The sequence below is a fragment of the Endozoicomonas sp. SESOKO1 genome (assembly GCF_024606265.1).
GTDB lineage: Bacteria > Pseudomonadota > Gammaproteobacteria > Pseudomonadales > Endozoicomonadaceae > Endozoicomonas.
The window spans coordinates 16,688-29,026 of record NZ_JAHHPP010000005.1 but is presented as its reverse complement, the minus strand read 5'-3'; the positions used below and the strand labels follow the sequence as shown (position 1 = coordinate 29,026).

Here is a 12,339-nt window from a genome sequence, read left to right as displayed (position 1 = left end):
GCTGATTTGACCTTGGCTTGCGGGCGCATTACAAATTCTGCTAAAAGAAGGGTTTCAATAAAAGCATTCCTTATGAAACCACTCTGTTAGCATCAGGGTGGTTTTTTTATGCATATGATTGAATTGAAAAATCTGACCAAGGTGTTTGCCGATGGCACCGCCGGGGTCAAGGCCATCGATGGCGTAAACCTCGCGGTGCCTGAGGGTGCCATCTACGGTGTGATTGGCTCCAGCGGTGCCGGGAAAAGCACGCTCATTCGCTGCGTGAACTTACTGGAGAAACCAACTTCCGGCCAGGTTCTGGTGGATGGTCAGGATCTGACCCTGCTATCCGAGAAATCATTGCGGCAGGCCCGTCACAACATTGGTATGATTTTTCAGCATTTCAATCTGCTGTCCAGCCGCACGGTGTTTGATAATGTCGCGCTGCCTCTTGAATTGGCGGGTGCCAGCAAATCAGAAATAGAACAGGCCGTTCTGCCACTGCTGGAACTGACCGGACTGGACTCGAAAAGAAACAGTTATCCTGCCCAGTTGTCCGGTGGCCAGAAACAGCGGGTAGCTATTGCCCGGGCCCTGGCCAGTAAGCCGAAAGTGCTGTTGTGCGATGAAGCAACGTCAGCGCTGGATCCCCAGACAACCCGTTCCATTCTTGCCTTGCTGAAAGACATTAACCGTCAGCTCAGGATTACCATTCTGATCATCACCCATGAGATGGATGTGGTGAAAACCATCTGTGATCGGGTAGCCATCATGAGCTTCGGAAAAATCATTGAAGAGAATGAGGTTGAGCAGTTCTTTCTCAACCCCCGGACGGAGTTGGCCAAAGAGTTTGTCCGCAGTGCTATTCATGAAAAACCGGTGGCTGAAATTGAAGCCCGGTTCCAGCCCGATCCTTCTGAAGGTGCCAGGCCGGTGGTGCGCATTACCTTTGTCGGGCAGGGGGTTGTGCAGCCGCTGATTACCCGGGCGGCAAGGCAGTTCAATACGGACTTTAATATCCTGCAGGCGGATATTGAAACGGTCAATGAAAAAGCCATGGGTTTTTTGATGGTAGAAATCATGGGTGAGCCTGAAGGCATTGAGCAGTCTCTGCAGTTTCTCAAAGGCTTGCACAACTCTCCAGAAAATACGGTCCGGGTAGAGGTGATTGGTTATGTCAGCTGATGCATGGTCACTGTTGTTCAAGGCGCTCTGGGAAACCCTTTATATGGTGGCATTTTCCGGTGGTATCAGCCTGCTTCTCGGCATCCCGCTGGGGGTACTGCTCTACGTGACCCGGGAAGGGCGTATTCTGGAAAACCGGGTTGCCAACCTGGTTCTGGGGGGGATTGTGAATGCCGGGCGCTCTATCCCTTTTATTATTCTGATGGTGGCCATCATACCACTGACACGACTGCTGACGGGTACTTCCATCGGGACTACGGCAGCGATAGTGCCGTTGACCGTGGCAGCGATTCCCTTTGTTGCCCGCATTGCCGAAGGGGCCTTGAATGAGGTGCCTTCCGGGCTGGTGGAAGCGGCTCAATCCATGGGCGCCAGTCCGTTGCAGATTGTGACCCGGGTGTTGCTGCCAGAGGCCAGGCCCGGGCTGATCAATGGCATGACCATTACGCTGGTGACGCTGGTCAGCTATTCGGCCATGGCCGGTGCCATTGGTGGTGGCGGCCTTGGTGACCTGGGTATCCGTTATGGCTACCAGCGGTTTGATGGGGTCATCATGCTGGCCACGGTGGTGGTATTGATTGCCCTTGTGCAATTGCTGCAGATGGTGGGTGATCGCCTGCAGCAGCACTATGATCGTAGCCACTGAGATCGCAGTCACTGAATAATTATTAATAAAGTGGGAATCCATCAGCTTTGGTTGATGGCGTGTTGTTAAAGTCTGGGAGTAATAAATGAACGTTAATGTTTTAAAAACAGTAAAAATCCTGGCCAGTTCAGCGGTATTGGCGTCAGCAGCATTGCTGGCTGGCTGTGGTCAGTCTGATGATGATAACGGCCCGCTGAAGGTGGGGGTGATGGCGGGGCCTGAGGCCGATGTGATGAAAGTGGCCGTAGATATCGCCAGCAAAGACCATAATGTGGCTGTGGAGCTGGTTGAGTTCTCTGATTATGTATCGCCAAACGTAGCGCTGTCGGATGGCAGTATTGATGCCAATGCATTCCAGCACCGCCCCTACCTGGACAGTATGGTTCGCGACCGGGGCTTTAAGCTGGTTGCCGTTGGCAATACTTTTGTATATCCCATCGCCGCCTATTCCAAAAAGCTGAAAGACATCAGTGAACTGAAAGATGGTGCAACAATCGCTATTCCGAATGATCCCAGCAATGAAGGCCGCACACTGATTCTTCTGCATCAGCGTGGTTTCATTATGCTGAACGATGTGAGTAATTTGGAAGCAACACCGGCAGATATCATTGAGAATCCACGCAACTTCCAGTTTATTGAGCTGGATGCGGCTCAGCTGCCCCGCTCACTGGATGATGTGGATATGGCCTTTATCAATAACACCTATGCGGTACCTGCGGGCTACACCCCAACCCGTGATGCCCTGCTGGTGGAAGATAAGGATTCTCCTTATGTGAACATCATCGTTACCCGTGAAGATAATCAGGAAGATCCCCGGGTGTTAGCCCTGGTCAAGTCTTATCAGACGGATGCTGTTGAAGCGAAAGCTGCAGAACTGTTTAAAGGGAGTTCTGTTGCCGGCTGGAAGTAAATCTTCTATCTAAATGCTGGAGGCAGCCTGCTTCCAGCCTTATTTACTTTTTTGTGGCCTTGAGGCCGTTAATCAGGGTTAACCCTTCATTTAAAGTTAATATTATCTGTCTTTTCTGCGATGCCGATACCGTAGGCTGTCTGGTTCGCGCTTGTTCTTGCTGCAGCAGCCCAAGGTTATTGATGACTTGTTGGGCAAGATGGTTGACCTTTTGAATGGTTATTTCCCGATCACTTTTTCCTTCTCTTACCGCTTTTTCTACGAAATTGTCTTCTGTAGATTGGCTGCCGGTGTTGTCGCAAGTTACTTCACCGAGATTATCAACAGTTGCTTCATCGGTCTTGTTGTATGCTGCTCCATCGGGAGTTGTCTGTTGATTGTCTGGCTGACTGTTACCTGAACTTGACAGGGTAAAATTGATGGTTTTTCCGGCTGAGCGTGAGGCGTCAATTTTTCCTTCGACCTTTAATTTTTTGCGAGGTCTTGGCAACAGTACTTCAGGAAGCGGTTTTCGCTTGTTTCTGTCAGGTCGGGATTTTGCAACGGCAAAATCTCTCCAGTTAAACAGATCTTGTCTCTGAAAGTCCGGTGACATGGCATTGGATAACTCAACCCAGAGAGCCAGAAGGTAATAGCCATTGCGATGGGTGGTAATTTCTGGTCCATCTTTCATTCCCAGGGCAATGTTTTGTAGAAAGCTGAAGTGTTCTTTTTCATTCTTTCGTCTTAAAAAACTTGAGAGTGTTTCTTTCCCCGGTCTGAACTCCCCGGCATTTTCCTCAATGAAATCATGATATTTAAATGCTTTCTCGATCATATGATAGGCGGCTTCCAACCTGACCTTATCATCCTGGCACAATTTTTTCAGAATGGGCGGAGGGAAAAACCTTTTGACGAGCCCGGAGGTTCGACTATTCACGGTATTGTCAGTTAAAGCCGCAAAACAGAAAGGCTTGCCATCCAGAAAGTGGATGGCATCGTCAGTCCCTTCATCCGGCGGGATTTTTTTTGAGCCAAAGTGAATATCAACCTCCCGAAAGCCAAAGCTTTTGGCCTTTTTCAGCACGTCCACAACACTGGCGGTCGTTTTGGTGGCAAAGTTCTCGAACGTTGCGGCTACGGTGGATGTGGGATCAGTGTTGCCAACACTCTGGTCCATAATTTTATGCTCTTTGACAGTCCGGAAATGGATTTATCTCTCTGGTTATGATCCGGGTTAGCGGTATTGTTACCGAAGCCTGACTGATACTCAGGGCAGTTCGAAACAGGTCAGGTAGATGACAAATCTAGCTCCCGACTTTGTGGTTGACAAGGAGTCAGCGATGGTTGAGAACTGCTTTGGAGATGGTTTAGACGTGTACAGGGTGATCCAGGCAATACCCGGACCTGAGGTTAACCTTCTACCAGGTGAGTAAATGCCGCTAAAGCCTCCGGATCCCCGTTTTTGATTTTATTGGCAATGACATAATGGAAAAAGTAATGGAAGTGTTCGTGATCCTGGGCCGCAAACAGGCACTCATCACCAGGCAGGACCGGCGTGTTTTCAACTTTCTTGTCATCGGCAACCATGGCCAGGATCCGGCCATCAGTAAAGAGACGCCAGCTGGTGACATGAACCAGGACAATCGTTTTAAACTGGTCATCGGTCATAATCGCGTGAGTGCCGATTGTGTCAGGTATTTCCTGGACGATAGCGGGCTCGTCAGACTCAATTGCCGGATAGTAAGTGGCGGCGTTTTCCAGCTCCGCAGCCTTGTAGTCCGGAACGTCGAAAAATGCATGGTCGTGTACTTTGTCAAAGTAACCTTCCCAACGGCCATTTAATGGGTCATTAAGCTCACGGGCAGGCACTATCTTGTTCAGCCAGGGGATCAGGGCATCAACGGTGCCGTCCCTCATCAGTGCCCAGCAGAGAATTTTCATGCTGAACAGTTTTCCCGGATTGGCGTCATTGCTGTAGAGCATCTCCATGCCATCCAGTTCCGGGGCTATACGAACGATTTGATGAAGGTTGGCCTCATCCAGGGGTTTGCGGGTGAACATATCGATGACATTACCATCATCGGACTGATTTTTATCTTCAGGTTCTCTGGCCATGAACAATCCCGGGTAAAGCTGAGTCTGGTGAAAATGAAGGCGTTCATAGCCCATATCGGCATGGTTGTTTCATCCTGCACTTTTGGTTGCAGTGAGTGGGATTGTGTTGCGGTATGAATCCTGACGCTGATTAAAAGACTTTTTGCACTGCTTTTTTGGACTGCTTTGCACCACAAAGGCACCAAGAATACAATGAAGGTCCACTGGACGATCTGTTGAGTCACAGGCTCCGTAGAAAAGTGTTATACAAATAATCGGTTAAACGCAGCGCCCTTCAGCCTGTCTGCCTGAGAGGCTATCTTCAGAATAAAGTTTTCTACCGGACACCTACTGATGGAGTGCTCCATGACAGAATTAAAATTGGACTCATTTGACGAAGGTTTGAACGTTGCCGTCATCGGAGCATCCGGTGCCATTGGCAAAGCCATGGTCCAATGGCTGGAGCAGGTACCAACAGTCAACAGAATTTATGCCTTGTCACGCAGTGAGCCCGATGTTGACCGGATGAATAAAACCGATTTTCACTACATGGATCTTCTGGATGAAAACAGTATTGCTGCCGGCGCAGAGCAAATTACGGAGCCGTTGGATCTGGTGTTAATCACCACAGGTATCCTCCATGAGGGGGAAGGCCTCAAGCCAGAAAAATGCATCAAGGATTTTCAGCCCGAGCACTTTGCCAGAATCTTCGCCATCAATACAACCGGTCCTGCCATGGTTGCCAAATACTTCCTTCCCAGGATGGCCAGAAACCGCAAGAATATGTTTGCCGTTTTATCCGGCAGGGTTGGCAGCATTTCGGATAATCAATTAGGCGGCTGGTATGCTTACCGGGCATCCAAGGCAGCGTTGAATATGATCATCAAGAATCTGGCCATTGAAATTGCCAGAAAAAACAAATCATCGATTATTGTCGGATTGCATCCGGGAACGGTCGATAGTCACTTGTCCATGCCGTTTCAGTCCGGTGTGCCTGAGGGTAAACTCTTTACCGCGGACTACGCAGCAGAACAACTGCTGAATGTGATGGATCAGCTGACACCACAAGACAGTGGACACATGTTTGCCTGGGATGGGGAAAAGCTGCCTTTCTGATGACTTTCTTATTGATGTTGGTAGCATGGTCGTTACTTTTCCAGCATCTTTTCCAGCATCGGCAAAATCCAAGGAGTTGAGATGGTTATAATTCACTGGTTTCGTCAGGATCTCCGGTTGTCTGATAACCCCTCTCTGTTCGAGGCGGCTGGCAATGGCCAGGTTCTTCCCGTCTTTATTCTGGATGACTACTCTGCCGGTCAATGGGCTCCCGGCAGGGCCAGCCGCTGGTGGCTGCACCACTCACTGGCAGCATTGAACGATGCGCTGAAAGGTCGGCTGCTGGTGCTTCAGGGGGACGCACGAAAAGTGCTCCCTGACGTAGCGGCAGAATATAAGGCCGATGCCGTTTACTGGAACCGCTGCTATGAACCCTGGCGGATACAGCGGGATATGCAAATCAAGAAATCCCTGCAAAAGGCTGGCCTGGAAGTCAAAAGCTTCAACGGTTCCCTACTCTGGGAACCAATGACCGTGCTGAAAAAGGATCGTACGCCCTACCGGGTATTTACACCCTACTATCGAAAAGGGTGCCTGGTATCTGAACCGCCCAGGGAACCGTTGCCGGTTCCCTCAAAAATCCGGGGTGTTGCGACAACCTCGAAAAGTGACATAAATGCCCTTGGTCTACTGCCTGCGGAAGGTCTGGTTCCTGTGCATAACCATGATTCTGCCTGTGAGGCAAAGCAGGTACGCTGGGACCATAATCTGCATGCTTACTGGTGCGAGCAGGGCAGGGGAGTTGGTGAGGCAGCGGCAAAAAACAAACTTCAGGACTTTCTGGACAAAGGGCTGAATGGCTATAAAGAGGGTCGTGATTTCCCGGCCAGACGCAGCATTTCACAGCTGTCTGCCCATCTTCATTTTGGCGAGGTGTCCCCTAACCAGGTCTGGTACGCGTCGGCTGCGGCGGTAACTGATGATAATGTGGAGACAGACCTGGACTGTTTTCACTCAGAGCTGGGCTGGCGCGAGTTTTCTTATTACCTGCTGTACCACTTCCCAGCACTGCCGGAGCAAAACTTTCAGCCAAAGTTTGACGGCTTTCCCTGGCAGGATGACCCCGAAAAACTCAGGCGATGGCAGAAGGGACTGACCGGCATTCCCATTGTTGACGCCGGGATGCGCGAACTCTGGCAAACCGGGTTTATGCACAACCGGGTGAGAATGATCGTCGGCTCATTTCTGGTCAAAAACCTGCTGCAGCCATGGCACCATGGGGAAGCCTGGTTCTGGGACTGCCTGGTGGACGCTGATCTGTCCAGCAACTCGGCAAGCTGGCAATGGGTGGCGGGCTCAGGTGCAGATGCGGCACCCTATTTCCGGATTTTCAATCCCGTTAGCCAGGGGCAGAAATTTGATCCGCACGGAGAGTATATACGACGATATGTGCCTGAGCTTTCCGGGTTACCGAATAAGTATCTGTTTGCGCCCTGGGAAGCCGGTGAAAGTAGCCTTTATCAGGCAGGCGTTATATTAGGGGAAAATTACCCAACGCCTGTCGTCAGCTTGAAAGAATCCCGGGCCAGGGCGTTAGAGGCCTGGCAGGCCGTTCGAAGTCAAAAATGACACTGTTATTTTTTTTGCAGTCGGCCATATTTCTTCTCAGTGAGACAGCTCAGAATCAACCTTGGTGCATCCTGCCTGTCAGCCAGAAATGTTATAAATTCAAGGGTTGTCAAGGGGCCGATGGCAGCACTTTGATGACACAAACAGTGTTTGGCGATGGTTAATTTACTCTCTTGCGGGCATTCTTTCCAGAATTGGTGAATATAGCCCTGGTAATTTTCAAGGTGATTTCGACAGAGATAATCCCGGTAACGTCGCATCTTATCCAGAGGCAGGGCATCGGTTTTTGGGCATGATATTGGGTTGTTTTGTGTGCTTTCGTTATCTGACTCAGGAATGTTCTGCAAGCAAAGCTCATCCGCACTGTTGGCATTAATGCCAAATTCTATGTATTTATCATTGGATTCAGGGAACAGGACAAGGTTAATAACATTTAACATCAACGCCAGAACCGCTTCCCGGGAATAATCACGGCGTGCGACGCGATAGAGGAAAAATAATTTTTCAAATGGATTACCTTGTTGCCCCGGGTAATTTCCTTCTTTCAGGAAGAGGGTCCTGAACTCGAAATACACATCTTTGAGATCTTTGATCTTGTGATCATAGAATTCCGGATTATTCGCGACAAAATTTTTGGCATTGGCATTATTTTTAAAGTTAATGGCAATAAGTTCATAAATAATTCCACACAGTTGCTGTGGATAAGTTCTGCTGATTTCATCAATATGTTGGCGCAGAATATCCCGGCTCAGACCATCCAGCGGTGTTAAGGAGCTGCATAGTAAAGAACTTTTCAACATCACCTTGAGCCATTGTTCCAGGTTGAACTCATTGTCCTGATTAACGCACGACTGATACAGGATTCGGGAAAGCTGGCGGGTACTTTCACATACCAGGCCATCCTGATCATCTTCAGGGTAGAAACAGGCATTGTCTAATATCGATGATGAAAACCGCTGACCTGCAAAAGAACATTCGCAGAAAAAAACATTTTCAACAATGGCACTGCCTAACAGCCCGGTATTGAATTTACACTTCTTGAATGACAGGGATTGCAACACGGTACCCTTCATTGAGCAGCCGCTGAAATCAATCCCTGTTAAGTTATATCTCCTGCCTTCCAGCTTGAAACCATCCAGGGAATCCAGCTTTCCCGTCAACAGTCGTGGGTTTTGCTCAAACAACAACTGTATGCGCTGTTCACCACAAACCTTGACGAGACTTTTGATGCCTTGGTCAAACAGGCTGTCTTTACCAGTTAACTCCTGGTAAAGGACTGGCCAGGAGTGCGGAAAAATCTGCTCCAGCGGACGCCCGTCGGGCCAGTGGCTAAAGCGTTTCTTCAGCTTACGCAACAATTCCTCTCCTTCGGGAGAACTCATCTCAATGGTGTGCAACTCGTCAGGCAAGGACACAGGATTGGCAAAACGGGTCTCTTGTAACTTACTGTGCCGAATTACACTGTGGTAGTCATCGGTTGACTGCGTAATGATTTTCTGGTTACGGGCGAAGGCGTCCAAATCAAGGACAACCTGGCTTTGATCCCGATATATTTGTGCATCCAGACGGCCGAGTGCTGCAGAAGCCAGACGCACACACATGGCTTCACCACTTTGCCGGGAATTAGCCGCCAGCGCCTGTAGTCGGGAAAATGTATATCTGGTGTCGTTGTTCATCCTGCGTTTCGAAATATTCCAGATCGGTGCCATCCCGATCCAGGAGCGTCGTTTAAAAGAGGTCAGGGCAGCTTCATTTTCCAGACAATCGGTTACAATCCGGCTCCTGTTCCGTTGCCCCATTACCCCAAAGGTTATATCGTGTCCGGGGCAGAACTTACCGGCGGGGTCTGCCCCAATGCCATGGGGCAACCCCGGGCGGTAATGCACCAGACGTCCTGCGCGAATACGACAATGGAATTTCCAGCGCAGTGCTTTGCCAATGAGGTTCGGCAACCGTTTAAGAAACGCTTTCTTGCGGGTGTTTACCGGCGTATTGATTTCTGATGCCACGGCACGGTTCATATCGCCAAGGCAGCCGTAGAAGTCGGCCAGGGCGTCCAGCCATTGCTCCTCCAGGTCGGCGGCACCCGGTCGCTCACAGTCAATGCCCAGCCCTGCCAGTTCCCTGAACAATGCTTCAACCACCGCTTTACTGTGTCCCAAAAAGGTGAGGGTCAGTTGATTTTCAAAGCTCTGGGCTTCAGGCAGGTTCGCAGGAGAAAACAGAATACTGCCGCCTTCACAGACAGTCGATTCGAGTTCAACTGCCTTAACCGGTTGCCTGGTCAGGCCGGCAATACTCATTTGTTCCGGATTCAAATAACTGACCCTCTGGCCTGTCAGTTTGGCAAAACCGTGGCTGAATTCAGCCAGTTGTATTTTCATTTCAACCTTTTTGCCGGTTCTTGAACTGACCCGTACCGGAAAGCGCGGCTTGGGCAGGGGCGTTGTGATGGTTGGCAGTTCTGCAATGGACGGCACGTCGGCGGCTAATGATGCCCGACACTTGTCAGCAATGTCCTGCAGAATCATCACGGTATTTTCAATGGTCTTGTGATCTTTTTCATTCCATCGGGTTTTATCTCTGGTTAACTGCGCCGCCATGCCCGCGCACTCATTGGCCAGGCTGGTCAGGTCACTGCGCCAGTCGCGGTAATGGTCGGCATGTCTGGAAGGATTCAGGGCAAGGTTGGTATATTTAACCTGTCTGGCCAGACAGTGCAATCCCCGTTCCAGGGCCAGGTTGTCCGCCAGTTTATTGCCCGCTTCCCGGGACAACGTGAGGGACATCCGGGTGATGGGTTGGTCATTGGCATCCAGTAACTGGCTAATGCCGATCTGCCCGCCCCGGATCGCCCGGCCTTTTACCGGCAGCCAACCGCCACGGATACCCGCCGCTTCTATCGCCTTGTATTCCGCCATGGACACCCGCTCATCTGCCTCCAGGCTGTTAGGGAAGCAGGTGGTCAGCCAGGCAATACGATCGTGAATGGTCTGCCGTAGCCAGCTGCGGTCACCGGGCAGAAAACCGCTGTGTTCGATCAGCCGGTCCAGGGCCTGCCAGTCAAGCTGGCGCAAGATATCTTTCAGGGTATGGCCCAGCAAGTCATCCTCTAATTGCGCAAGAATATCGACGCAGGGGTTGTCGATCGGCAACGAGTTCATGGGGGGCGCCTGAGGGTCCCGCAGTTTATTCAGCAGTACGGGCATGGAGGAAAAGTCATCCGCTTCGGGGGCGGGCTCCGGTTTCTCAGGACACGGGTAGCGGGTCGCCAGCCCGGCAAAGTCCCAGTGGAACATCACCGGCTCCCCTTCGGGGGTCAGTTCAATGCCCTCCCAGGCGCTGTTCACCATATTTTCGTTACCGACAATCACATTGATCAGTAATAATCTGGCCCACTGCTCTGGAGACAAAGAGCGCAGCGTCGCCTCCCCGCCTTTGAGCTTACCCTGCCATTTTCCGGGGACAGGACTGACCACATAAAAATGACCCTGTTCCTGATGGACAAAGCTCTCGGGTACTTTAATGCCCAACAGCCCGGCGAGGTTGGCCATCAGTCGCTGGTTTTGTGCACTTAGCTCACAGCTGGTCGGTTTGATGTAATAAACCTGTTGGTTAATCGGGTCGTTATACAGCCCCCTTGGCCAGCTGCCCTGGCACGCTTTTATATCCACACCGGGTGGGGTCAGTTGTGCCAGGGAGAAGGAGGGTTCCGGTGGTTCTGCCAGGTGTTTGGTATAAGGCGAGATTAACTCCCGGATAGTAGCGGACTGTTTACCGATGCCAAAGAGCTGATAACTGAAGGGCGAAGGATGGTGCTCCCACTGCTTTTTGGTGTTTATACACGGACTGGCCGTACAGAAGCTGAAGAAATATTCACGGTTTGTGGCGCTGTCATGCAATGTTATCGGATAACAGAGGTCACCCTGGCTGGCGATCACCTGGCAGACCTCTCTGGCCAGCAGTCGCCAGTCTTGCCTCTGGTGATCATCCTGACAGGCAGCAAAACACTCCAGCCGGCCCATGTCAAAAGAGGTCCTTACCCGCATAACATCCAGCGTGTCAGCATCATGGAGCAGACTGCGCAAGGTCTGTATCGCCTCTGGCAGATGCTGGCAGCCCCGGGGGTTATCCTTGAGGCAAATGGCTTCACCACACTGCCAGGCCAGGGACTGCTCCACGTTGCAGTTGCGCAGGTGTTCCCTCAGGTTGTCAGCACTGGCTCGCTCCCACTCCACAGTATCGGCCCCATCGCCTTCACGGCCGGTATCGTGAAACAGGCAGGCTTTGACCAGCAGGGGGACCATGTGGTCGGGAAATGCCAGCGCTTGGGGATCGCCGTGCAATTTACGCTGTTGTAACAGGGCTACTGCCCAGATCGCCGTCCGGCAACTGTGCTGGAGACCATGAACGGGGCGGGCAATAGGCTGTGCATGTGACAGGATACTGTTAGGACGGTAATGCATAAGCAAGGCCGTTTTCACGACCTGGGTGGATTCGATCAGGGATTGATCAATGACCGGCAGACTCGCTGGTTCAATTGCTGCTGTTTTTACACACTTGTGTGCCGGTTCAATGGTCACCGTATCCAGTGCTGTCTCAGTGATTTTCAGGGCAATATCTGAGACGGTTACTTTGTGTTTATGCACGTCCTTACGGCTGAGATCAACATTGACCACCGACTCATCTCCCTTTACAGAGGCAACAACCGGGAGCATTAACTGTTCATTTCTACCAACGTCTCTGGCAAAAGCGATGCCTGTCTTATCAATATTGTCAGAACGGACACCACCGGCATAAGACGCCTGTTCTGTCGTTTTTCCTGCTGTGTTGAGCGAATCCATGTTATCAGTGT

Annotated in this window: 8 protein-coding genes; 5 read left to right on the top strand and 3 right to left on the bottom strand. The window is 50.9% G+C overall.

Annotated elements, in window-relative coordinates:
• Positions 1-114: 114 nt before the first annotated feature.
• The 3 genes from KDK13_RS00420 to KDK13_RS00410 all read left to right on the top strand — a co-directional run bounded on the left by KDK13_RS00420 (position 115) and on the right by KDK13_RS00410 (position 2,723).
• On the top strand, positions 115-1,167 hold the full coding sequence (locus KDK13_RS00420; RefSeq protein WP_257282797.1) for a methionine ABC transporter ATP-binding protein: 1,053 nt from the start codon (positions 115-117) through the stop codon (positions 1,165-1,167).
• Complete coding sequence (locus KDK13_RS00415) at positions 1,157-1,813, top strand: methionine ABC transporter permease (RefSeq protein ID WP_257282749.1); 657 nt, start codon at positions 1,157-1,159, stop codon at positions 1,811-1,813. Before KDK13_RS00420 ends, KDK13_RS00415 begins: the two co-directional genes overlap by 11 nt.
• Before the next feature lie 85 nt (positions 1,814-1,898).
• Entirely contained in the window at positions 1,899-2,723 is an 825-nt protein-coding gene (locus tag KDK13_RS00410) for a MetQ/NlpA family ABC transporter substrate-binding protein (protein WP_257282748.1), read from the top strand.
• Positions 2,724-2,766: 43 nt separating this feature from the next.
• On the opposite strand, the gene KDK13_RS00405 is transcribed toward KDK13_RS00410, so the two are convergent.
• Together KDK13_RS00405 and KDK13_RS00400 are read right to left on the bottom strand one after the other, a co-directional pair.
• Positions 2,767-3,882: a hypothetical protein gene (locus KDK13_RS00405; protein WP_257282747.1), complete on the bottom strand. Its 1,116-nt coding sequence runs from the start codon at positions 3,880-3,882 to the stop codon at positions 2,767-2,769.
• Between the two features lie 233 nt (positions 3,883-4,115).
• On the bottom strand, positions 4,116-4,820 hold the full coding sequence (locus tag KDK13_RS00400; RefSeq protein WP_257282746.1) for a hypothetical protein: 705 nt from the start codon (positions 4,818-4,820) through the stop codon (positions 4,116-4,118).
• A gap of 345 nt (positions 4,821-5,165) precedes the next feature.
• Between KDK13_RS00400 and KDK13_RS00395 the strand changes: the two genes are divergently transcribed.
• Complete coding sequence (locus KDK13_RS00395) at positions 5,166-5,915, top strand: SDR family NAD(P)-dependent oxidoreductase (protein WP_257282745.1); 750 nt, start codon at positions 5,166-5,168, stop codon at positions 5,913-5,915.
• 81 nt (positions 5,916-5,996) lie between these two features.
• On the top strand, positions 5,997-7,484 hold the full coding sequence (locus KDK13_RS00390) for a deoxyribodipyrimidine photo-lyase (RefSeq protein WP_257282744.1): 1,488 nt from the start codon (positions 5,997-5,999) through the stop codon (positions 7,482-7,484).
• Between the two features lie 5 nt (positions 7,485-7,489).
• Here KDK13_RS00390 and KDK13_RS00385 read toward each other — a convergent pair whose 3' ends face one another.
• Positions 7,490-12,328, bottom strand: coding sequence for a hypothetical protein (locus KDK13_RS00385; RefSeq protein WP_257282743.1), 4,839 nt, complete (start codon positions 12,326-12,328; stop codon positions 7,490-7,492).
• Positions 12,329-12,339: the final 11 nt, after the last annotated feature.

Coding starts and splice junctions, on each gene's coding strand:
- KDK13_RS00420 (WP_257282797.1), top strand. CDS start 115: ATGATTGAATTGAAAAATCTGACCAAGGTGTTTGCCGATGGCACCGCC.
- KDK13_RS00415 (WP_257282749.1), top strand. CDS start 1,157: ATGTCAGCTGATGCATGGTCACTGTTGTTCAAGGCGCTCTGGGAAACC.
- KDK13_RS00410 (WP_257282748.1), top strand. CDS start 1,899: ATGAACGTTAATGTTTTAAAAACAGTAAAAATCCTGGCCAGTTCAGCG.
- KDK13_RS00405 (WP_257282747.1), bottom strand. CDS start 3,882: ATGGACCAGAGTGTTGGCAACACTGATCCCACATCCACCGTAGCCGCA.
- KDK13_RS00400 (WP_257282746.1), bottom strand. CDS start 4,820: ATGGCCAGAGAACCTGAAGATAAAAATCAGTCCGATGATGGTAATGTC.
- KDK13_RS00395 (WP_257282745.1), top strand. CDS start 5,166: ATGACAGAATTAAAATTGGACTCATTTGACGAAGGTTTGAACGTTGCC.
- KDK13_RS00390 (WP_257282744.1), top strand. CDS start 5,997: ATGGTTATAATTCACTGGTTTCGTCAGGATCTCCGGTTGTCTGATAAC.
- KDK13_RS00385 (WP_257282743.1), bottom strand. CDS start 12,328: ATGGATTCGCTCAACACAGCAGGAAAAACGACAGAACAGGCGTCTTAT.